The sequence below is a fragment of the Caballeronia sp. LZ028 genome (genome assembly GCF_031451415.1).
Classification (GTDB): domain Bacteria; phylum Pseudomonadota; class Gammaproteobacteria; order Burkholderiales; family Burkholderiaceae; genus Caballeronia; species Caballeronia zhejiangensis.
Window position 1 is genome coordinate 211,145 of the sequence record NZ_JARUXN010000001.1, and the last position, 21,228, is coordinate 232,372.

Consider the following 21,228-nt stretch of genomic DNA (forward strand, 5'->3'; position numbering starts at 1 on the left):
CGGGGCTGCCTCAGCCGGCTCCGAAGACCCGGCTCTGACATCAAACCCATGAGAAGACAACCTATGGCACTGCGTCGTCTGGCGACGGCAATGCTGGCGGCGGGACTTATCGTCGCCCAAGCCGCGCACGCGCAGGTGACGTTGAATTTCGTCAATGCGGATATCGACCAGGTCGCGAAAGCGATCGGCGCCGCTACCGGCAAAACGATCATCGTCGATCCCCGCGTCAAGGGGCAACTCAATCTGGTTTCGGAGAATTCGGTTCCCGAGGACCAAGCGCTGAAGACGCTCCAGTCGTCGCTGCGCATGCAGGGCTTCGCGCTCGTGCAGGATCACGGCGTCCTGAAGGTCGTGCCCGAAGCCGACGCCAAGCTGCAGGGCGTGCCCACGTATGTCGGCAATGCGCCGGCGGCGCGCGGCGATCAGGTGATCACGCAGGTCTTTCAGTTGCACAACGAATCGGCGAACAACCTTCTGCCGGTGCTGCGTCCGCTGATCTCGCCGAACAACACGATCGCGGCGTATCCGGCGAACAACACGCTCGTCGTCACCGATTACGCGGACAACGTGCGCCGCATCGCGGGCATCATCGCGGGCGTCGATACAGCGGCGGGCCGCTCCGTCGACATCGTCACGCTGAAGAACGCGAATGCGATCGACGTCGCCGAGCAGATGAACAAGCTGCTCGATCCCGGCGCGATCGGCAGCACGGACGCGACGCTGAAAGTCACCGTCACGCCCGATGCCCGCACCAACTCGCTGATGTTCCGCGCATCGAGCAGCTCGCGCCTCGCCGCGGCGAAGCAACTGGCGCAGAAGCTCGACGCGCCCACGACCCAGCCCGGCAACATGCACGTCGTGGCGCTGCGCAACGCCGACGCGACGCGTCTCGCCAAGACGCTGCGAGGCATGCTCGGCAAGGGCAACAACAGCTCGGACAACACGTCGAACACCAGCTCGAACACGTTCGGTCAGAGCGGCGGCGGTCTCGGCAATTCGTCGATGTCCACCGGAACGTCCGGCACGCCGCCGCTGCCGGGCGGACTCAGCGGCAGTTCGGGCAGCGGCAGCAATCCGATGTCGGGCGGCACCGGCAACAAGGACTCGAGTTTCTCGTCGAATAAGGACAACGATTCCGGCAACGACCAGGGCGGCGGCATGATCCAGGCCGATGCCGCGACGAATTCGCTGATCATCACCGCGGCGGATCCGGTTTATCGGAACCTGCGCACCGTGATCGACCAGCTCGACGCGCGTCGCGCGCAGGTGTACATCGAAGCGCTGATTGTCGAACTTTCCGCGACGAGCGGTTCGAATCTCGGCATTCAGTGGCAGGGCGCGCTGCTTTCCAACAGCGGCAACAACGCGCTCTACGGCAGCTCGAGCTTCGGCGCCGGCAATACGAACATCGTCGATCTGACCTTGCAGGGCAACGCGATCGCGCAGAATCCGTCGTCGCTCACGTCGACGTCCGGCCTGCTCGCGCAAGGCTTGAACATCGGCCTTTTGCACCGCTTCGGCAATCTCTTCGGTCTCGGCGGACTCTTGCAGGCGCTGTCGACATCGGCGGATGCGAACATCCTCTCGACGCCTAACCTCATCACGCTCGACAACGAGGAAGCGAAGATCGTCGTCGGCCAGAACGTGCCGGTCGTGACGGGTTCGTACGCGACGCCGACCGCCAACGCCGCCACGTCGGTCACGGCGTTCAACACGTTCGACCGCCGCGACGTCGGCGTGACCCTGCACGTCAAGCCGCAGATCACCGACGGCGGCGTGCTCAAGATGCAGATCTATCAGGAAGATTCGAGCGTCGATTCCACGACGAAGAACGATCCGGGCGGCGTGACGATCAACACGCGCTCGGTGCAGTCGACGATTCTCGCGGACGACGGCGAAATCGTCGTGCTCGGCGGTTTGATGCAGGATCAGTACAACAACAACAACAGCAAGATTCCGCTGCTCGGCGACATTCCGTTCATCGGCAGCCTGTTCCGCAGCGAAGGCAAGACGCGCACGAAGACCAACCTGATGGTGTTCCTGCGTCCGGTGATCGTGCGCGACCAGGCGACGGCCACGCAGATCGCCAACACGCGTTACGACTATCTGCGTCAGCAGCAATACGGCTCGACGACGGATAACCGCATCATCAAGGATCAGAACGTGCCGGTCATGCCGCCGAAACCGCTCGGTCCTTCCGAAGGCGGTGGACCGCCGGCCCAAAATCTGCTGGACTGGAGCGATACGACGCGCGGTCCCGGCCCGAGCACGACGCTGCCACAGAATCCGGATGCCGGCCCCGCGCCGCAACCGACGCAGACCGCGCCGCAATCGACGCTGCCGCCGCAAAGCACGTATCCGGCGCCGTCGAACGGCGCGACGAACGCGATTCCGGCCAATGGCGCGACCAACGCCATGCCGGGCAATGCCGCAACGGGAGTCCATCCGTGAGCACGGTCAACGATGCAGTCGAGAGCGCGAGCACCGCGGCGTCGCCGCTGGCGGCCCGGCTCGTGCCTTACGGCTTCGCGCGCAGCGGGCAGATTCTGCTCGCGCATCAGCACGCGGACAGCATCGAAGTCTGGATAAGCGAGCGCACGACCGACGCGGCGCTCGCGGAAGTCGCGCGTAATTTCGGCGCGCTGTCGATCATCCGCAAGCCCGCCGACGAGCTCGCCGCGGCAATCAACTCGGCCTACGCGCGCAACGACGGCAGCGCCGCGCAGGTCGTCGGCGAAGTGGAAGGCGAAGTCGATCTGTCGCGCCTGATGCAGGACATTCCGGAAGTCGAAGACTTGCTGGAATCGGAAGACGACGCGCCGATCATCCGCATGATCAACGCGCTGCTCACGCAGGCGGCGCGCGAACAGGCATCGGATATTCACATCGAGCCGTTCGAGAACGCGTCGGTCGTGCGCTTTCGCGTCGACGGCACGCTGCGCGACGTCGTGCGGCCGAAGAAGGCGCTGCACGGCGCGCTGATCTCGCGTATCAAGATCATGGCGCAGCTCGATATCGCCGAAAAACGTTTGCCGCAGGACGGGCGCATCACGTTGCGTGTCGGCGGCCGTCCGGTCGATGTGCGCGTGTCCACGCTGCCGACCGGCCACGGCGAGCGCGCGGTGCTGCGTCTCCTGGAAAAGGACGCGCAACGCCTGAATCTCGAAACGCTCGGCATGGCGCGCGACACGCTCGTCCAGTTCGACAAGCTGATCGGCCGCCCGCACGGCATCGTGCTCGTGACCGGCCCGACCGGCTCCGGCAAGACGACCACGCTGTACGCGTCGATGTCGCGCCTCGAGACGACGACCACCAACATCATGACGGTGGAAGATCCGATCGAATACGACCTGTCGGGCATCGGCCAGACGCAGGTGAACGAACGCATCGGCATGACGTTCGCGCGCGCGTTGCGGTCGATTCTGCGTCAGGATCCGGACATCATCATGATCGGTGAAATCCGCGATCTCGAGACCGCGCAGATCGCGGTGCAGGCTTCGCTCACCGGCCACCTCGTGCTCGCCACTTTGCACACGAACGATGCCGCTTCCGCCGTCACGCGTCTCACCGACATGGGCGTGGAGCCGTATCTGCTCGCGTCGTCGCTGCTCGGCGTTCTGGCGCAGCGGCTCGTGCGCCAGCTCTGTCCGGTGTGCAAGGAAGAGCGCGTCGAGGAAGACGGCACGAAGCATTACCATCCGGTCGGCTGCGACCGATGCGGCCAGTCGGGTTACGTCGGCCGTCGCGGTGTCTATGAGCTGCTGCTGATCGACGACGCGATCCGCCCGCTCATCCATCGCAATGCGGCCGATGCCGAGATTCTCGAAGCGGGCCGCAAGCAAGGCATGCGCACGCTGCGCGAGGACGGCGATCGCTGGCTCGCGGCCGGCGTGACGTCGCTGGAAGAAGTGTTGCGCGTGACGGGCGGAGAATAAGCAGATGCCGGCATTCCGTTTCGAGGCGATCGATCACGCGGGCAAGACGCAAAAAGGCGTGCTCGACGCCGACAGCGCCCGCGCCGCGCGCAGCCAGTTGCGCACGCAAGGGCTGACACCGCTCGTCGTCGAGGCGGCGGGCTCGCGCACGCGCGGCGAGCGCCAGCAGCGCCTGTCGCTCGGGCGGCGGCTGTCGCAGCGTGAACAGGCGATTCTCACGCGTCAGCTCGCGAGTCTTCTGATCGCGGGCTTGCCGCTCGGCGAGACGCTCGCGGTGCTGACCGAGCAATCCGAGCGCGATTACATCCGCGAACTGATGGCCGCGATCCGCGCCGAAGTGCTCGGCGGCCATTCGTTCGCCAACGCGCTCGCGCAGCATCCGAAGGACTTTCCGGAGATTTACCGCGCGCTCGTCGCGGCGGGCGAGCATACCGGCAAGCTCGGCCTCGTGCTGTCGCGTCTCGCGGACTACATCGAACAGCGTAATGCGCTGAAGCAGAAGATCATTCTGGCGTTCACGTATCCGGGCATCGTGACGATCATTGCGTTCGGCATCGTCACGTTCCTGCTGAGTTACGTCGTGCCGCAGGTCGTGAACGTGTTCGCGAGCACGAAGCAGGCGCTGCCCTTCCTGACCGTCATGATGATGGCGCTCTCCGCCTTCGTCCGAAGTTACTGGTGGGCGGTGCTGATCGGCGTCGTGATTTTCGCGTGGCTCGTGAAGACGATTCTCGCGCGGCCCGGGCCGCGCATGTCGTTCGACCGCTGGCTGCTGGGCGCGCCGCTCATCGGCAAGCTGGTGCGCGGCTACAACACCGTGCGCTTCGCCAGCACGCTCGCGATCCTCACCGCCGCCGGCGTGCCGATCCTGCGCGCGCTGCAGGCCGCGGGCGAAACGCTCAGCAACACGGCGATGCGCGAGAACGTCGACGACGCCATCGTGCGCGTGCGCGAAGGCTCGTCGCTGTCGCGCGCGCTCGGCAACACGAAGACGTTTCCGCCGGTGCTGGTTCACCTGATCCGCTCGGGCGAAGCGACCGGCGACGTCACCACGATGCTCGACCGCGCTTCCGAAGGCGAAGCGCGCGAACTCGAACGCCGCACGATGTTCCTCACGAGCCTGCTCGAACCGCTGCTTATCCTTGCGATGGGCGGCGTCGTGCTCGTGATCGTGCTCGCGGTGATGCTGCCGATCATCGAACTGAATAATCTGGTGCAGTGATGAACGCCCTTCAAACTCGCTTACTGACGCTCGCCGCGCTCGCGCTCTTTTGCGTGACGGTGACGTATTGGGTCGTCACGCTGACTTCGCGGCAAACCGCGCCGCTGCCCGCCGCGGCGGCGACGCGCCAGCCGTCGGTCGAGCAGGCTGCGACCATTTTCGGCGGACGGCTGGAGCGTCAGGCCAATTCGGACGTGCATCTGTTCGGCATTCTCGCGCTGCAGGGCGGCGCGGCGGCCATCGTGAGCTACGGCGGCGAGGCGGCGAAAGCCGTGTCGCTGGGCGGTCCGCTCACGCAAGGCGTGAAGCTTTCGGAAGTGCGCGCGCGCTCGATCATCATCGAGCGCAACGGCGTCAAGTCGGAGATTTTCCTGCCGCAGAATCCGCCCGGCCCGACGATCTGGGTGCGTTGAGCGCGACGCGATGCCTCGCTTGCGGCCGAATCACGCGACGAAAGCGGATCGATAGAATGACCGGCGGCTTCGGCAAGGCGGAAAGCCGCGCGATTTTTGTAATCACCGGGCAAGACCCGGAAACAATATTTTCAATTCAAGAGGTAGCAGTCATGCAATTGTGGACCCAACGCCGCATGCGAATTCAACAAGCTCAGGCGCAAGGACGCCGCCAGCGCGGCTTCACGCTGATCGAAATCATGGTCGTGATCGCGATTCTCGGCATTCTCGCCGCGCTGATCGTGCCGAAGATCATGAGCCGCCCGGACGAGGCGCGCCGCGTCGCCGCGAAGCAGGACATCGGCACCATCATGCAGGCGATGAAGCTGTATCGCCTCGATAACGGCCGTTATCCGACGCAAGAGCAAGGCCTGCGCGCGCTGATCGAAAAGCCGACGACCGAGCCGGTGCCGAACAACTGGAAAGACGGCGGCTATCTCGAGCGCCTGCCGGCCGATCCGTGGGGCGGCCAGTATCAATATCTGAATCCGGGCGTGCACGGCGAAGTCGACGTGTTCAGCTACGGCGCGGACAACAAGGCCGGCGGCGAAGGCAACGATGCCGACGTCGGCTCCTGGCAGTAAATCGGCGGCTTGAATCGTGAACGGGCATTCGGCGGCGCGGCGTCAGGCAGGCTTCACGCTGCTCGAAATGCTCGTCGTGCTGGTGATCGCGGGCCTGCTCGTGTCGCTCGCGTCGCTGCAACTCACCCGCAACCCGCGCACCGATCTGAAGGAAGAAGCGCAGCGTCTCGCGCTGCTGTTCGAATCGGCGGGCGACGAAGCGCAGGTGCGCGCGCGGCCGATCGCGTGGCAGCCCATCGACGGCGGGTATCGCTTCGACGTCCGCACCGAGGACGGCTGGCGTCCGTTGCGCGACGAACTCCTGCGTCAGCGGCGCTGGGAAGGCGGCGTGACCGGCGTATCCATCCGGTTCCTCGATTCGGACAAAACGGCGGGCCGGCTCGTGTTCGGCACGGAGGCCATCGACTCGCCCATGGAAATCACCTTGTTCTCGGCGGTAGGCCGCGTGACGATCGTCGGCAGTGGCAACGGCCGCTATCAGGTGCAGTGATGCGCCAGCGTCGTCATCAACGCGGCTTCACGATGATCGAAGTGCTCGTCGCGCTGGCGATCATCGCGGTGGCGCTCGCCGCCTCGGTGCGCGCGGTCGGCTCGCTCGCGACGGGCGAAGCGGAGCTTCATCGGCGGCTGCTCGCGGGCTGGAGCGCGGACAACGAACTCGCGCAGCTCAGGCTCTCGCATCAGTTTCCGGCGATCGGCTCGCGCACGTTCGACTGCTCGCAGGGCAATCTGAAACTCTCGTGCACGCAGCGCGTGAGCCAGACGCCCAATCCGATTTTCCGGCGCGTCGAGATGCTGGTCACGACGCCGGGCCGCTCCGGCTATCTGGCGCAAATGGTCACGGTGGTGGCGAATGAAACGAACCGCTCGCTCTGACCGCCGCACCAGTCAGCGCGGTTTCACGCTGCTGGAAATGCTGATCGCCATCGCGATTCTCGCGGTGCTCGCGGTGCTGTCGTGGCGCGGGCTCGATTCGGTGATTCGCGGCCGTGCGACCATCGAGAACGCGATGCAGGACGAGCGCATCGTCGCGCAATTGTTCGACCAGATGCGTATCGACGCGCGCCAGGCCGCAACCGACGACGAAGCCGGCCAGCCCGCCGTGCAGATCGGCAATGGCTCGCTGCAGATCGTGCGCGGCGTCTTCGCGCCCGGTACGGCGCCGCGTCTGCAAGTGGTGCGCTACAGGCTGTCGAACGGGCGGATCGTGCGCTATGCATCGCCGCCGCTGTCGAATGTCGGCGAAGTGCGGCGCGCGTTGCAGTCGGGCGATTCGGGTGACGGCTGGACATCGATTCCGCTGATGGGCGGCGTGGCGTCGCTCGCGACGCGCGTCTACATTCCGGAAAAAGGCTGGACGACGCGCATGGGCGACGTGTTCGCGCAGATCAACCAGAACGACAACAACCTGAAAGTGCCGCAACTGGGCAACGCGCCGCTGGCGCGCGCCGTGTCGGGCGTTCAGGTCGCGGTCGGCGCGCGCACGCTGGCGACGCCGATCACGCGCGTCTTTCTGGTCGGAGAATGAACATGCGCGCTCCGAACCGGAAGAAGCAGCGCGGCGTCGCGATCATCAGCGCGCTGCTCGTCGTATCGCTCACGGCGATTCTCGTCTCGGGCATGCTGTGGCGTCAGCAGGTGCAGATTCGGCGCATCGAGAATCAGCGGCTGCTCGCGCAGGCGCAATGGATTTCGCGCAGCGCGCTCGACTGGACGCGTCTCATCCTGCGCTCGGAAGCCGATACTTCGCCGACGGTCACGTATCTCGGCGGCGTGTGGGGCGTGCCGATCGCGCGGACGAAGCTGTCGGATTTTCTCGGGCAGATCGGTGAAGTGCGCGCGCAGCAAGGCGCGTCGACGTATCTGTCCGGCTCGATCGAGGACGCGCAGGCGAAATTCAACCTGCGCAATCTGGTGTCGACGCCGACGCCCGGCGTGCTGACGATCAACGTCGCGCAGATTCAGGCGTTTCAGCGGCTGCTGACGATGCTCGGCATCAACGGTTCGCTCGCGAAGACGGTCGCGCTGCAGATGCGCGCCGGCCTCGCGCGCTCCGCAACGCGCTTCCAGACGCAAACGGGCAACAGCGCGACCACGGCGAGCGGCCAGAACAACGAATCGACGACGCTCGCGGCGATCGCGCAGGGCGGCGGCGCGGCCGGCGGCGGCAATTTCACCGACGATCCCGGCCTGAAGGACGCGGACAGCAACGCGCCGGTCGCGCCCTTGCAGATGATCACCGTCGATTCGCTGCTCGACGTGCCGGGTTTTTCCGCGGAAGCGGTCGCGAAGCTGAGGCCGTTCGTCACCGTGCTGCCGACGACGACCGCCGTGAACATGAACACCGCGCCCGCCGAAGTGATCGCCGCGCTGATCCCGGGCATGAATCTGTCGCAGGGACAAGCGTTCGTCGCGCGCCGCGAGACGGTGTTCTTTCACGACATCGGCAACGTGCAACTCGCGCTGACCGGCGCGGGCGTCAAGACGGTCTCGATCGATTCGAACGAGATGGACGTCACGACGAAGTATTTCGTGATCCACGGGCGCGTCGAACACGAGCGCGCGCAACTGGAGCGCACGACGCTCGTGTATCGCGATCCGACGACGCATACGACGCGCATCGTCTACACGCGTGATTCGCTGTAGAACCGATGCGCTGTTATTGATGAGAGGAAGTGGCCTTTGAGCACACTGATCGTTTTGTTACCGCCGCGCGATCCCGCGGTGCGCTCGGAAGAGTGGCATCTGCCGGATCTGCCGTTTCTGCTGCTCGACAAGCGCGGCGAGCCGCAACGCATCGGCCGCGCGGCGATCGGGCTGTTGCCGCGCGCGAGTGCGACCGTGCTGATCGTCGCTGCGCGCGACACGCTTCTGCTCGCCGCTGCCGTGCCGCCACTCAAGGGGCCGCGCTTGCGGCAGGCGCTGCCGAACGTCGTCGAGGATCAGCTGATCCAGGATCCGCAGACGTGCCACATCGCCGTCGATCCGGTCGCCCTCGCCGATGGCAAGCGCGTCGTCGGCGTGATCGATCGCGGCTGGTTCCGCTTCGTGGTCGGTGCGTTTTCGGGCGCGGGGCATCGCAATCTGAAGGCCGTGCCCGCGATGCGCTGCCTGCCGGTTCCGGCCGCCGTGCCATTCGATGAAACCGGCGAAGCCGAAGAGATCGAAGCGCCGCCGCAGCCGTTTATCGCGGGGCTGCTCGGTCATGTCGTGTCGACCGCGCCCGCGCTGATCGGCGAAATGGCCGCGCCCTCGCCCGCCGCGCTCGGCGCGCCGCGCATCGAGGTGGCGATTGCGCGCGGCGAACGCGCGGCGCTCGGCGAAGGACTCGCGCTGCCCGCCGATTCGATCGAGGCAACGCTCGCCGCGCTCGCCGGCGATCAACCCGTGACGCTTTATTCGCTCGCCGATCTGCCCGGCGACGAACCGCGCCTGTCCGGTTCGCGCAATGCTGCGGCGGCCATCGCCGGCGCGCATCCGATCACGTTCGAGGCGCTCGCGCGCAACGCGCTCGCGTGCCGCTTCGACCTGTGCCAGTTCGAATTCGCCGCGCAACCGTGGCGGCTCGACCGCGCGACGATGCGGCGTCTGCGCGTGCCGATCGCGCTCGTGGCGGCGTCGGTGGTCGTGTCGATCATCGGCATCAACGTGCAATGGCTGCAGCTTGCGCGTCAGCGCGACGCGATCAGCGCGCAGGAAACCGAGCTCCTGCTCAACGCCTTCCCCAAGACGACGACCGTGCTCGATGCGCCCGACCAGATGACGCGCAATCTCGATCGTCTGCGCGTGGCATCGGGCGAGCTGTCGCCGTCGGATTTCCTGTCGCTCGCCGACGGCCTCGCGCGCTCGCTCGGTCCGGTGCCGGTGAACGGCGTCGCGGGGCTCGATTATCGCGAGCGTCGGCTGGAAGTGACCTTCAAGCCGGAGACGAAGGTCGATCCCGATCTTTCGAAGCGCCTCGCCGCGAACGGCCTGAACGGATCGATCGATACGAACACAGGCAAATGGACGATCAGGAGCGGCCAATGAAAGCGGAAATCGGACGTTCCCTGTCGGAATTCTGGGAAGCGCGCACGCCGCGCGAGAAGACCATTCTCATGTGGGGCGGCATCGCGGTCGGGCTCGCGCTCGTCTATCTCGTGCTGTGGGCGCCCGCCTATGAAGGCCGCGCGCGGCTGCGCGAATCGCTGCCGACGATGCAGCGCCAGCTCGCGACGATGACCGCGCAGGCCAACGACGCGCGCTCGCTCGCGCCCGCCGCCGAAGGCGTGATGCCGACCGGCGCCGCGTTGCGCGATGCGCTCGCGAAGTCGCTCGCCGACAACGGCATGCAGCCGACGCAGGTTCAGGTGATCGGCGCGGCGGTGCAGATTCAGTTGAAGAACGCGTCGTTTCCGAACTGGACGGCGTGGCTCGACGACGCCCGCAAGCAGTTCAAGGTGCAGGTCTCGGAGGCGCACGTCACGGCGCTGAAGCCGGATGGCCAGGTCGATCTGACGGCATCGCTGCAACCGGCCGGCACGAAATGAGTTACTGGACGCGACGAATCCGGCTCGCGTTGCCGGCGCTTTTCGTGATCGTGATTTCGGTCGCCGGCACGCTGCTCGCGATGATGCCCGCCGCGTGGATCGTGCCGCAGTTCTCGAAGGCAACGGGCGGCCATGTGAATCTGGTCGATCCGGCGGGCTCGCTGTGGAGCGGCTCGGCCACGCTGATGCTCGCCGCGGGCAGCGACGGCGCGGGCGCGACGCTCTTGCCGGGGCGCATCGAATGGACGACGGCGTTTCTGCCGCTCTTCACCGGCCGCGTTCACATGACCATGCGTCAGACCGAAGCGATGCCCGATGCCGTGATCGTCGACGCCACCACGCGCGGCGCGGTTATCACCGCCGGCCAGATCGCCGTGCCCGCGACGTTGCTCTCGGGCCTCGGCGCGCCGTTCAATACGCTCGATTTCGACGGCAGCGTGCGGCTCTCGTGGACGGAGTTCCGCCTGCTGAACCGCAATGCGTACGGGCAAGTGGTCGTCACGCTCGATGACATGGCTTCGCGCGTCTCGCGCGTGAAGCCGCTCGGTTCGTATCGCGTCGCGTTGCAGGCGCAGGGCGCGTCCGCGACCATCGATCTTTCGACGAGCAAAGGTCCGCTGATGCTCACCGGCAACGGCGCGATCTCACCGGAATCGACGTCGTTCCAAGGCACGGCGACGGCCGCGCCGGATCAGCGGGAAAACCTCGCGGGTCTGCTCAACCTGCTCGGCCGTCACACCGATCCGGACACGGTCGCCCTGACCTTCATGCGTTGATCAGCGGCTGGCGGTTTGCGCCGGACTCGACGCGGGCGCGGGCGCTTGAACCGCGCCCGTTTCGCGATCCATCTGCCCGACATCCCAGCCGCCGCCGAGCGCCTTCACCAGTCCGACCGACGACACCATCCGCTGTCCCGCGATGTTCGCGAGCTTCTGCTGCGCGGTGAATGCAGTCGTCTGCGCGGTCAGCACGCTGATGAACGCGACCGTTCCCGCCTTGTACTGATTGTTGATGATCGCGAGCGCCTGCTGCGCCGATTCCACGGCCTGCTGCTGCACGACGATTTCCTTCTCCAGAATGCGCAGCGACGCGAGATTGTCTTCGACGTCCTGGAACGCGGTCAGCACCGTCTGCCGATACGTCGCGACGTTCTGGTCGTAAGTCGCGCGCGCGGCTTCGGTGCGTGCGGAGCGCAGGCCGCCGTCGAAAATGGTCGCGGCGATGTCCGGCCCGAGCGTCCAGAAGCGCGACGGCGCGCGCAGCAATTGCGACAGCACCGAGCTTTCGAAGCCGCCTTGCGCGGAGAGCGTGAGCGTCGGGAAGTACGCGGCCATTTCGATGCCGATCTGCTCGTTCGCCGCCGCGGCCTTGCGTTCCGCCGACGCGATGTCGGGCCGGCGCTCGAGAATCGCGGATGGCATCTGCACGGGAACGGTCGGCGGCGTGGCGTCGAGCGGAATCGGCGGAATCGAAAACGTGGAAGCGGCCTCGCCGACGAGCACCGCGATCGCATGTTCGTATTGCGCGCGCGCGACGCCGTTATCGATGGCCGATGCCTGCGCCGACTGCAACTGCGTCTGCGCCTGAATCACGTCCGAACGCGCGACGATGCCCTGCGCGTACTGATTCTGCGTGAGCTTGAGCGATTGCTCGTAGGCCGCGACGGTGTCGTCGAGGAGCCTTTGCTGCGCGTCGAGCGAGCGCAACTGGAAATAGGTTTGCGCGAGCGTGGCCTGCGCGGACAGCCGCGCGTTGGCGAGATCGGCGGCGGCGCCTTCCTGGCCGGCCTTTTGCGCGGAGACCGTGCGCGACACGCTGCCCCACAGATCCGGTTCCCACGATGCGTCGAGCGCAAGGCTGAACTGGTTGGTGACGGCACCCGTCTGCCCGAGGCTGGAGCTGCTGGTCGACCGGTTGCCCGCGCCCGTTCCCGAACGCGCCGCCGAAGCCGATGCGCCGATCGTCGGGAAATACGCCGCGCGCGCCTCGCCGACGAGCGCGCGTGCCTGACGATACGCGGCCGCGTATTGCGCGATGGTCTGGTTCGATTGATTCAGGCGCGCTTCGAGATCGTCGAGGCGCTCGTCGCGATAGATGCTCCACCATGCGCCGCGATCGGCCTGGTCGGCGGGCTGGGCGACTTTCCAGCCCTCGGGCGCTTCCTTGTAGCTGGCCGGGACCGCCGTCGTCGGGCGCTGATAATCGGGCCCGACAGCACAGCCGGCGATGAACATCGCGAGCATGGCGGCGAGCGCCGTCGTGGTCAGGCGCGCGGCGGCGGAAGCGGGAAAGGCGGGGCGATACGGCATCTGCTTGTCGGAATTCCTGTCGGCGCCGCGCCGTTCGATATGACGGACGCGGCAAGCCGAAATGGTAACGGAACGCGACGGGCGCTCGTGCGGCGCGCGCGTCAGGCAGACGTTAGCGTAACGGGTTCGCCGTAAGGCGGGTGTTACGCAGCGGGTGGAATCGGTTACGACGCGTTACGGTGACGATTATCGTCCGCTACCGGGACACGGCGAGCAGGGCGCCGAGAGCAACGGTCGCGCCGGCGCTTTCGCGGGCGCGGCCGCCGCCTTGCGACGCTGCCGGTTCTCGAACCATCCCATGCCCAAGACGACGAACGATCCGCCCGGCAGCAGGAACACGATCAGATACAACGCGAGTTTCCACGAACTCAGCTTCGGCGGGACGAAGTGACGGGAGGCGTCGGCGATCTTGCTGCTGATGGGGCCGAAGCGTCGGCGGGCGGTACGGACAAAGCGGGTCATCGAAAGGTCCTTCGGGCGTCGGCGAGCGACGGCGGGCGGTCAGAACATGGTCTCGGGCGGCGCATGAAGCGCGTAACTCGTTGCATAGAATAATATTGACTGTGCAACTACTTTTCAAGATACTGCTGATTGCTTTTCGCAATTGTTGCCTTTAGGAGACGCGGCGCAGTGTCACACTTTTGCATCCGCGGTTTGACCGATGTCGCATGAACGGCGAACCGCTTTACGATCCCGCGACGATCCAGCTCGAAACGAGCCTCGGCTACTACCTCGCGAAGGCGCGCAACGTGCTCGTCATGCGAACCGATCAGGCGTTGAAGCCGCTCGAACTCACGTCGCCGCAGATCGGCGTGATTCTGCTGCTCGCGTCGGGGCGGGCGCGCACGCCGCTGGAACTGTCGCGCGAGCTGTCGTACGACAGCGGCTCGATGACGCGCATGCTCGACCGGCTCGAGAAGAAGGGTTTCGTCAGCCGCGCGCGTAGCGAAGTGGACCGGCGAATCGTCGAACTCAGTCTGACGGAGCGCGGACGTGACGCGGCGGCGCGTTTGCCGGTGATCGGCGCGGCCGTGCTCAACGAGCAGTTGCACGGCTTTACCCGCGCCGAGCTGGATCTGCTGATCGCGATGCTCGCGCGCATCGTCGGCAATACGCCGATGGGCGACTGCGCGCCATGCATGCTCGACGACGACTTGCCCTGATTCATCGGAATTAACCTGCATTTCTGCGCCGATTTCACTGTCTCGGCAGAGAATGCCGCGACAAGAAAAAGTTTGCGTGCGATGCGCGTTTCGAGCGCCGCGCGCCGGAGAAACCTTCGATGTCCACATCCACTGCGGGCACGCCCGCCACGCCGCCCACGCCCGTGCCGCTCACGGGCGGCATCCTCGCCCTTTTGACGATGGGCCTCGCGCTCGGCACCTTCATGGAAGTGCTCGACACGTCGATTGCGAACGTCGCCGTGCCGACCATTTCGGGCAGCCTCGGCGTCGCGACGAGCGAAGGCACGTGGGTCATTTCGTCGTACTCGGTCGCTTCGGCGATTGCGGTGCCGTTGACCGGCTGGCTCGCGCGGCGCGTCGGCGAGGTGAAGCTCTTCACGATTTCCGTGCTGCTGTTTTCGATCGCGTCGGCGCTGTGCGGGCTGGCTCACAACTTCGAATCGCTGATCGCGTTCCGGCTGCTGCAAGGCCTCGTCTCCGGCCCGATGGTCCCGCTGTCGCAAACCATCCTCATGCGCAGCTATCCGCCCGAAAAGCGCGGCCTCGCGCTCGGTCTCTGGGCGATGACCGTGATCGTCGCGCCGATCTTCGGCCCGGTGATGGGCGGCTATATCACCGACAACTACACCTGGCCGTGGATCTTCTATATCAACGTGCCGATCGGCGTGTTCTCGGCGGCGATCGCGTACTTCCTGCTGCGCGGCCACGAGACGAAGACGACGCAGCAGCGCATCGACGGTGTCGGATTGGCGCTGCTCGTGATCGGCGTCGCGAGCCTGCAGATGATGCTCGACCTCGGCAAGGACCACGACTGGTTCAACTCGAACTTCATCGTGACGCTGGCGATCGTGTCGGCGGTCTCGCTCGCGTTCATGTTCGCGTGGGAGTTGACCGAGAAGGAACCGGTGATCGACCTTTCGCTCTTTCGCGACCGCAACTTTGCGATGGGCGTGCTCATCACGTCGCTCGGCTTTCTCGCGTTCTTCGGCTCGGTCGTCGTGTTGCCGTTGTGGTTGCAGACCGTGCTCGGCTACACGCCGTGGCTCGCGGGTCTCGCCACCGCGCCGGTCGGGATTCTCGCGTTGGTGCTGTCGCCGATCATCGGGCAGAACATGCATCGGCTGAATTTGCGCGTGGTCGCGAGCTTCGCGTTCCTCACGTTCGCGTTCGTGTCGCATTGGAACTCGACCTTCACGCTCGATACGCCGTTCGACCAGATCATCTATCCGCGCTTGATTCAGGGCATCGGCGTCGCGTGCTTCTTCGTGCCGATGACGACGATCACGCTCTCCAGCGTCTCCGACGAACGGCTCGCGGGCGCCGCGGGCCTGTCGAACTTCCTGCGCACGCTGTCGGGCGCGATCGGCACGGCGGTCAGCACGACGTTCTGGGAAAACGACATGATCCGCCATCACGCGCGTCTGACCGAATCGGTCACGCCTTATTCGGCGGGCACGAACGCGTATTCGGACCTGCTGTCGGGACTCGGCTTGTCGGGACAGGCGCTGACCGCGCAACTGGATCGCGTGGTGTCGGCGCAGGCGTACATGATGTCGACCAACGACTTCTTCCGCATTTCGTTCTATGCGTTTCTTGTGCTGGCCGCGATGGTCTGGCTGACGCGGCCGAAGAAGGGCGCGTCAGCCTCGATGGGACACTGAACTACTGAGGCGTGAGCGGCGTGACCGACTGCCCCGGCTGGTTTTCCAGATTGAGCGGGACCGGCTGATCCAGCGGGCTGACCTGCACGCCGCTCGGCGCGGGTGCAGGCGGGGTCTGCGTGGCTTGCGGCGTTTCGGTCTTGCGCAGTCCGGGGCCATTCTTGATGAACTGCTTGAAATCCGCGCCCGCCTGCCACGGATTCGGCTGGCAGCCGAGCGGATTATCGCAATGCGCGGCGAAACCGATCGTCGCGGTGCCTTCGTTGGTCGGCGTCTTGGTGATCTGATACGCGAGCGCGCGCTTGCCGCTCGACGGCCCCGCCGTCTGGATGATCGAATCGGTGACGGTCTGCAGCTTGTATTCGGAATGGTTCGTCACCCAGACCTGGGCGCGCGCCCACCACGCGTCGCATTCCGGCTTGCTCATGCAGGTGAGCGGTTGCGTGGCCTGCTCCATCGTCGTGCTGCTGACCTGGTCCTGCACGGCGCAGCCGCTAAAAAGGGCGAGCCATGCAGCCCCAAGCGCGGCGGCGGCGAAGTACTTCTTCTTCATTACTCCCCCGATCGTCGAAAAGTCGGCCATATTTTGACCCCTCAAATCGGATGATGTGATGACGCGTTTCCCTCTGTTGCATAAGCCGGAAACAATTTCCGCCGCGCGCTGACACCGCAGCGGAAAAATCGCCTCACGCGTTCGCGGGGTTCAGCTTGTAGACCTGATACGCCGCAACGAAGGCGTCGAACGTTTCGGTGTCGCTGCTTTCGACGACCGCCTGTTCCACAAGCGATTTTGCCGCAAGCTCGTTCATCACGCGCTCTTCTGCGACGGAAAGCGGACGCGCACGAAAATCTTCCGCGTGACGCGCGCTGAGATCGAGCGCGAACTCGTCGAAGGTTTGCTGCTTGTCGCGCATCGTTTGCAGCACGCGCGCGGACGGCGTGAGCGACGCGTCGGCGATGCGCGGCCGCAGCGCTTCCAGCGCGCGCGTGTGATCGCCGTTGCCGTTTAGCGTGTCGAGCGTCTTCGCGACCGGTTCGATTGCATCGAAGAGTTCTTCGGCCCATTGCTGCATCGGCACGCTTGCGCCGTCGCGTTGCAGCGCGAGACCCGGCTTGCGCCCTTCCTTCGACACCGTCATGAAATTCGCGTTGGCTTCGATGCTCGCGCCGGGCGGCAACAGCGGGCTGTCTTCCAGTGCGCAATAGAGCAGATACGCATCGAGAAAGCGCGCGGTTTCGAGCGAGACGCCCGTCGGCACGAACGGATCGATGTCGAGGCAGCGCACTTCGATGTACTGCACGCCGCGCTCGGCCAGCGCATGCAGCGGACGTTCGCCCGAATGCGTGACGCGCTTCGGGCGGATCGTCGAGTAGAACTCGTTTTCGATCTGCAGCACGTTCGTGTTGATCTGCACCCATTCGCCGTCGCGCTGCGTGCCGATGGCTTCATACGGCGCATACGGCTGGCTCACGGCTTTGGCGAGCACGTCGAGATACGCGTCGAGATTGTCGTAGCTCGGCAGCAGATCGGCCTGCGCGGGATTGTTGGTGTATCCGAGATCGCTCATGCGAAGGCTGGTCGCGTGCGGCAGATAGAGCGTGTCGGCATCGAACGTTTCCAGATGATGCCTCTTGCCGGCGACGAAGCGCTTGTTCAGCGCCGGCGACGCGCCGAACAGATACATCAGGAGCCAACTCGTGCGGCGGAAGTTGCGGATCAGCGCGAAGTAGCGCTCGGACTGAAAGTCTTTCGCGGACAGCGTGCTCGTCGCATCGAGCGCCTGCCAGGCGCGCCATACGTTTTCATCGAGCGAATAGTTGTAGTGGATGCCCGCGATGCATTGCATCGTGCGGCCGTAGCGCAGCGCGAGGCCGCGCCGGTACACCGTCTTCAACATGCCGATGTTCGACGTGCCGTAATAGCCGAACGGAATCTCGTCCTCGGGCGGCAGCGAGTTGGGCATCGAATTGTTCCACAGCAACTCGTCGCCCATGTGCGCGTACGCGAAGCGATGCAGCGCGTCGAGGCGATCGAGCGTGATCGCCACATCCGATTCGGCGGGCGTGATGAGCTCGACGAGCGCCTCGGAGTAATCGGTCGTGATGAGCGGATGCGTCAGCGCGGAGCCGAACGAGCGCGGATGCGGCGTCATCGCCAGCTTGCCCTGCGGCGTCACGCGCAAGCTTTCTTTTTCGATGCCGCGCAAGCCTTGGCGCAACGCGTCGGCATGCGGACCGGACGCGAGCGCGGCAAGCCTGCGCTCGAAAGCGCCGGCCTTGGTGTGAGCGGGATTCTTGTTTGCCATTGAAGCGTTCTGCGAGGAGCGCGAGCGCGTGTGCGCGCGGTCGTATTTTTAGGGTAGCGGGCACTTTAACATTTCGGTGTATGGCGTGCTTGGGCCCAGACCAGGCAAGGGATTGCGGGTTTTTCGGGAGATTCGCGGGAGATTCGCGGGAGATTCGCGGGAGATCCGCGGAATACGCGGCGGTGCGCTTTGGAGCCGCTTGGAGCGGCTCGCGAGGACATTGAAGCGCTCGCGCGTCATGTCGACGGCGAGCGCGCCTGCTTCATGCAACCTTGTTGGTTTCGTTACGCGCGCGTTCGGTTTCGAGCAGCGTTTCCTTGCGCGGCGTGCCCCAGCGATAGCCGGCGATCGCGCCATCCTTGCCGATGACGCGATGACACGGAATCGCGAGCGCCACCGGATTCGACGCGCACGCATTCGCCACCGCCCGCACCGCGCGCGGCGCGCCGAGCGATTCGGCGATCTCGGTGTAACTGCGCGTCTGCCCATACGGGATGCGCCGCAACGCGTCCCACACGCGCCGTTGAAATGCGGTCGCGCCGATGTCGAGCGGCAAATCGAAGCGCTCGCGCGTGCCTTGCAGATACGCGCGAATCTGCGCGATGAACGGCTCCAGTTTCGCGGCATCCTCGACGCGTTCGGCCTGCGCGAAATCGGCGGCGAGCTGATCGACGAGCGTGGGCGCGTCGTCGCCGAATGCGATCTTGCAGACGCCCATGTCGGTCGCGGCGATGAGCACGGCACCCAGCGGCGTCGCGGCGGTCGCGTAACGCACGGTGAGGCCCGCGCCCTGACGCTTATATGCGGACGGCGTCATGCCGAGTTCCGCGGGCACGGCCTCGTACATGCGCGACGGCGAGCCGAAACCGGCGTCGTGCGTCGCGCGCGTGACGTCGCGGCCGCGCTGCAACGCATCGCGCAGCACGCCGGCACGCTGCGCCGCCTGATACTGACGCGGCGAAATGCCGACGATTCGCGAAAACAGGCGCTGCAGGTGAAACGGGCTGACGTGCACGGCGTCGCTCAATTGCGCGAGCGTCATGCGTTGCTGCGGATCGGCGTCGAGCACCTTGCATGCGCGCTCGACGATCGCGAGTTCGCGCGGCAGGCTCGTCGGCTGGCAGCGCTTGCACGCGCGGTATCCGGCTTGTTCGGCGGAGTCGGTCGTCGGAAAGAATTCGACGTTCTCGCGACGCGGCGCACGCGACGCGCACGACGGTCGGCAAAACACGCCGGTCGTGCGAACGGCGAAGAAGAAGGCACCGTCGGCGCGCTCGTCGCGATCGACGACGGCTTGCCAGCGGCTTTCATCGGAGGAAAAAACAGGGTTCGTGACGGTTTTCATGACGACCTCGATGGCTCTTGGGTACGTGACCACTGTAGAGCCGCCCAACTGAGGTTACGCGCCGATTCTTGCTCTGTCATCGGTCCGCGAAATCCGAAAAGTGACGTTCAGATACCACAAAGGGACGCCATAGGGGTTTTTACCGAAATTTCTATTGCGTCGCATCGAGTGGCTGTGTATGATTGGAACTGTCTCCTCCATGTCTCCTCCTGATATGGATTCAGCCCGCCCACTAAGGCGGGCTTTTTTTCGTCCGTGGTTTTTGCGTGTTCGAAACGTCAGCGCAAAAAAAAACCGGGCGCGTGGCCCGGTTTCTCGTAGACGATTCCGCCGCCGTTACAGCACGTAGCGCGACAAATCCTCGTCTTGCGCCACATCGCCGAGCGCGCGTTCCACATACGGCGCGTCGATTCGCACAGGCTTGCCGGCATGATTGCCCGCCGCGAACGACACTTCTTCGAGCAGCTTCTCGATCACCGTATACAGCCGCCGCGCGCCGATATTCTCGGTCTTCTCATTCACCGAAAACGCGATTTCCGCGAGGCGCCGGATGCCGTCTTCCGCAAAGTCGAGCTCGACGCCTTCGGTCGCCAGCAGCGCCTTGTACTGCTTGACGAGACTCGCATCGGTCGAATTCAGGATCGATTCGAAATCGCCGACGGACAGCGAATCCAGCTCGACGCGAATCGGAAAGCGCCCCTGCAGTTCGGGAATCAGATCGCTCGGTTTGGCGAGATGAAACGCGCCGCTCGCGATGAACAGGATGTGATCGGTCTTGATCATCCCGTACTTCGTGTTGATGGTCGTGCCTTCGACGAGCGGCAGCAGGTCGCGCTGCACGCCCGCGCGCGAGACTTCGGCGCCGCCCGTCTCGCTGCGCGACGCGATCTTGTCGATCTCATCGAGAAACACGATGCCGTTCTGCTCGACGTTCTGCACCGCCTTGCTCTTGACCTCTTCGTCGTTGAGCATCTTGCTGGCTTCTTCGTCGGTCAGCAGCTTGAGCGCTTCCTTGACCTTCACCTTGCGGCGCGTCTTCTTGCCGCCGCCGATGTTCGCGAACATCGAGCGAATCTGTTCGGTCATGTCTTCCATGCCCGGCGGCCCCATGATGTCCATGCCGACTTGCGGCATTTCCACATCGAGCTCGATTTCCTTGTCGTCGAGCGCGCCTTCGCGCAGGCGCTTGCGGAAAGTCTGACGCGTGGCGTTGTCGCCGCCTTCGCTGCCCGAAGACTCGATCGCGTTCGTGGCGCCGAATCCGACCGGCCGCGCCGTCGGCAGAAGAATGTCGAGGATGCGGTCTTCCGCGCGATCTTCGGCCTTCGTGCGGACTTTCTTCATCTCGGATTCGCGCGTCTGCTTCACGGAAATCTCGATCAGATCGCGCACGATGCTGTCCACGTCGCGGCCCACGTAGCCCACTTCGGTGAACTTGGTCGCTTCGATCTTGATGAACGGCGCGTCCGCGAGCTTGGCGAGACGCCGCGCGATTTCGGTTTTGCCGACGCCCGTCGGCCCGATCATCAGAATGTTCTTCGGCGTGATCTCCTGACGCAGCGGCTCGGCGACCTGCTGACGGCGCCAGCGGTTGCGCAGCGCGACGGCAACCGCCTTCTTCGCGCGCCCCTGGCCGATGATGTGCTTGTCGAGTTCGGAGACGATTTCGGAGGGAGTCATGGTGGTCATCGCAAAAGTCCT

20 protein-coding genes are annotated in these 21,228 nt (G+C 65.2%); 14 read left to right on the forward strand and 6 right to left on the reverse strand.

Going from position 1 to position 21,228, the window contains the following annotated elements; genetic code table 11:
• The first annotated feature begins 63 nt into the window (after positions 1–63).
• From gspD to QCE58_RS01055, 12 genes are all read left to right on the forward strand, one after another.
• Entirely contained in the window at positions 64–2,451 is a 2,388-nt protein-coding gene (gene gspD, locus QCE58_RS01000) for a type II secretion system secretin GspD (protein WP_008352397.1), read from the forward strand.
• Positions 2,448–3,935, forward strand: a complete 1,488-nt coding sequence (gspE, locus tag QCE58_RS01005; protein WP_008352395.1) for a type II secretion system ATPase GspE — start codon at positions 2,448–2,450, stop codon at positions 3,933–3,935. The genes gspD and gspE overlap by 4 nt, the downstream gene beginning before the upstream one ends.
• 4 nt (positions 3,936–3,939) lie before the next feature.
• Positions 3,940–5,157 (forward strand): type II secretion system inner membrane protein GspF, encoded by a 1,218-nt coding sequence (gspF, locus tag QCE58_RS01010; protein ID WP_008352392.1) that lies wholly within the window; start codon positions 3,940–3,942, stop codon positions 5,155–5,157.
• Positions 5,157–5,570, forward strand: coding sequence for a general secretion pathway protein GspC (locus tag QCE58_RS01015; protein WP_175979674.1), 414 nt, complete (start codon positions 5,157–5,159; stop codon positions 5,568–5,570). The genes gspF and QCE58_RS01015 overlap by 1 nt, the downstream gene beginning before the upstream one ends.
• Before the next feature lie 152 nt (positions 5,571–5,722).
• Positions 5,723–6,193, forward strand: coding sequence for a type II secretion system major pseudopilin GspG (gspG, locus tag QCE58_RS01020; protein ID WP_008352390.1), 471 nt, complete (start codon positions 5,723–5,725; stop codon positions 6,191–6,193).
• Positions 6,194–6,209: 16 nt separating this feature from the next.
• Positions 6,210–6,683, forward strand: coding sequence for a GspH/FimT family pseudopilin (locus tag QCE58_RS01025; RefSeq protein WP_250481409.1), 474 nt, complete (start codon positions 6,210–6,212; stop codon positions 6,681–6,683).
• Positions 6,683–7,069 (forward strand): type II secretion system minor pseudopilin GspI, encoded by a 387-nt coding sequence (gene gspI / locus QCE58_RS01030; RefSeq protein WP_008352388.1) that lies wholly within the window; start codon positions 6,683–6,685, stop codon positions 7,067–7,069. The genes QCE58_RS01025 and gspI overlap by 1 nt, the downstream gene beginning before the upstream one ends.
• The gene (locus tag QCE58_RS01035) at positions 7,047–7,721 is read left to right on the forward strand and encodes a type II secretion system protein J (RefSeq protein WP_239294371.1); all 675 of its coding nucleotides are present in this window, start codon (positions 7,047–7,049) and stop codon (positions 7,719–7,721) included. Before gspI ends, QCE58_RS01035 begins: the two co-directional genes overlap by 23 nt.
• Positions 7,718–8,839 carry a type II secretion system minor pseudopilin GspK gene (gene gspK, locus QCE58_RS01040; RefSeq protein ID WP_250435367.1) on the forward strand — a complete coding sequence of 374 codons (1,122 nt, stop codon included), beginning with the start codon at positions 7,718–7,720 and terminating at the stop codon, positions 8,837–8,839. Before QCE58_RS01035 ends, gspK begins: the two co-directional genes overlap by 4 nt.
• Positions 8,840–8,875: 36 nt before the next feature.
• Positions 8,876–10,222 carry a type II secretion system protein GspL gene (gene gspL / locus QCE58_RS01045; RefSeq protein ID WP_008352385.1) on the forward strand — a complete coding sequence of 449 codons (1,347 nt, stop codon included), beginning with the start codon at positions 8,876–8,878 and terminating at the stop codon, positions 10,220–10,222.
• Positions 10,219–10,722, forward strand: a complete 504-nt coding sequence (gene gspM / locus QCE58_RS01050) for a type II secretion system protein GspM (RefSeq protein WP_008352384.1) — start codon at positions 10,219–10,221, stop codon at positions 10,720–10,722. Before gspL ends, gspM begins: the two co-directional genes overlap by 4 nt.
• Positions 10,719–11,498 carry a type II secretion system protein N gene (locus QCE58_RS01055; protein ID WP_008352383.1) on the forward strand — a complete coding sequence of 260 codons (780 nt, stop codon included), beginning with the start codon at positions 10,719–10,721 and terminating at the stop codon, positions 11,496–11,498. Before gspM ends, QCE58_RS01055 begins: the two co-directional genes overlap by 4 nt.
• Here the strand turns inward: QCE58_RS01055 and QCE58_RS01060 are convergent, their stop codons facing one another.
• Both QCE58_RS01060 and QCE58_RS01065 read right to left on the reverse strand, forming a co-directional pair.
• Positions 11,499–13,031, reverse strand: coding sequence for an efflux transporter outer membrane subunit (locus QCE58_RS01060; RefSeq protein WP_034472334.1), 1,533 nt, complete (start codon positions 13,029–13,031; stop codon positions 11,499–11,501).
• A gap of 186 nt (positions 13,032–13,217) precedes the next feature.
• Entirely contained in the window at positions 13,218–13,493 is a 276-nt protein-coding gene (locus tag QCE58_RS01065) for a hypothetical protein (protein WP_008352380.1), read from the reverse strand.
• Positions 13,494–13,699: 206 nt separating this feature from the next.
• Here QCE58_RS01065 and QCE58_RS01070 point away from each other — a divergent pair, with 206 nt between their 5' ends.
• Positions 13,700–14,194, forward strand: coding sequence for a MarR family winged helix-turn-helix transcriptional regulator (locus tag QCE58_RS01070; protein ID WP_008352379.1), 495 nt, complete (start codon positions 13,700–13,702; stop codon positions 14,192–14,194).
• A 119-nt stretch (positions 14,195–14,313) separates the two neighbouring features.
• Entirely contained in the window at positions 14,314–15,876 is a 1,563-nt protein-coding gene (locus QCE58_RS01075; RefSeq protein WP_033536461.1) for a DHA2 family efflux MFS transporter permease subunit, read from the forward strand.
• 1 nt (position 15,877) lies between these two features.
• Here the strand turns inward: QCE58_RS01075 and QCE58_RS01080 are convergent, their stop codons facing one another.
• From QCE58_RS01080 to hslU, 4 genes are all read right to left on the reverse strand, one after another.
• A complete protein-coding gene (locus QCE58_RS01080; RefSeq protein WP_008352375.1) occupies positions 15,878–16,429 on the reverse strand; it encodes a hypothetical protein in 552 nt (183 codons plus the stop codon).
• 133 nt (positions 16,430–16,562) lie between these two features.
• On the reverse strand, positions 16,563–18,182 hold the full coding sequence (gene gshA / locus QCE58_RS01085) for a glutamate--cysteine ligase (RefSeq protein ID WP_250481410.1): 1,620 nt from the start codon (positions 18,180–18,182) through the stop codon (positions 16,563–16,565).
• A gap of 262 nt (positions 18,183–18,444) precedes the next feature.
• Positions 18,445–19,527 (reverse strand): bifunctional DNA-binding transcriptional regulator/O6-methylguanine-DNA methyltransferase Ada, encoded by a 1,083-nt coding sequence (gene ada, locus QCE58_RS01090; protein ID WP_250481411.1) that lies wholly within the window; start codon positions 19,525–19,527, stop codon positions 18,445–18,447.
• Between the two features lie 336 nt (positions 19,528–19,863).
• Positions 19,864–21,216 (reverse strand): ATP-dependent protease ATPase subunit HslU, encoded by a 1,353-nt coding sequence (gene hslU, locus QCE58_RS01095; protein ID WP_008352370.1) that lies wholly within the window; start codon positions 21,214–21,216, stop codon positions 19,864–19,866.
• Positions 21,217–21,228: the final 12 nt, after the last annotated feature.

Bases quoted from the DNA above. Each gene is read 5' to 3' on its own strand.
- gspD (WP_008352397.1), top strand. From the start codon at position 64: ATGGCACTGCGTCGTCTGGCGACGGCAATGCTGGCGGCGGGACTTATC.
- gspF (WP_008352392.1), top strand. From the start codon at position 3,940: ATGCCGGCATTCCGTTTCGAGGCGATCGATCACGCGGGCAAGACGCAA.
- QCE58_RS01015 (WP_175979674.1), top strand. From the start codon at position 5,157: ATGAACGCCCTTCAAACTCGCTTACTGACGCTCGCCGCGCTCGCGCTC.
- gspG (WP_008352390.1), top strand. From the start codon at position 5,723: ATGCAATTGTGGACCCAACGCCGCATGCGAATTCAACAAGCTCAGGCG.
- gspI (WP_008352388.1), top strand. From the start codon at position 6,683: ATGCGCCAGCGTCGTCATCAACGCGGCTTCACGATGATCGAAGTGCTC.
- QCE58_RS01035 (WP_239294371.1), top strand. From the start codon at position 7,047: ATGAAACGAACCGCTCGCTCTGACCGCCGCACCAGTCAGCGCGGTTTC.
- gspK (WP_250435367.1), top strand. From the start codon at position 7,718: ATGAACATGCGCGCTCCGAACCGGAAGAAGCAGCGCGGCGTCGCGATC.
- gspM (WP_008352384.1), top strand. From the start codon at position 10,219: ATGAAAGCGGAAATCGGACGTTCCCTGTCGGAATTCTGGGAAGCGCGC.
- QCE58_RS01055 (WP_008352383.1), top strand. From the start codon at position 10,719: ATGAGTTACTGGACGCGACGAATCCGGCTCGCGTTGCCGGCGCTTTTC.
- QCE58_RS01060 (WP_034472334.1), bottom strand. From the start codon at position 13,031: ATGCCGTATCGCCCCGCCTTTCCCGCTTCCGCCGCCGCGCGCCTGACC.
- QCE58_RS01065 (WP_008352380.1), bottom strand. From the start codon at position 13,493: ATGACCCGCTTTGTCCGTACCGCCCGCCGACGCTTCGGCCCCATCAGC.
- QCE58_RS01070 (WP_008352379.1), top strand. From the start codon at position 13,700: ATGAACGGCGAACCGCTTTACGATCCCGCGACGATCCAGCTCGAAACG.
- QCE58_RS01075 (WP_033536461.1), top strand. From the start codon at position 14,314: ATGTCCACATCCACTGCGGGCACGCCCGCCACGCCGCCCACGCCCGTG.
- QCE58_RS01080 (WP_008352375.1), bottom strand. From the start codon at position 16,429: ATGAAGAAGAAGTACTTCGCCGCCGCCGCGCTTGGGGCTGCATGGCTC.
- gshA (WP_250481410.1), bottom strand. From the start codon at position 18,182: ATGGCAAACAAGAATCCCGCTCACACCAAGGCCGGCGCTTTCGAGCGC.
- ada (WP_250481411.1), bottom strand. From the start codon at position 19,527: ATGAAAACCGTCACGAACCCTGTTTTTTCCTCCGATGAAAGCCGCTGG.
- hslU (WP_008352370.1), bottom strand. From the start codon at position 21,216: ATGACCACCATGACTCCCTCCGAAATCGTCTCCGAACTCGACAAGCAC.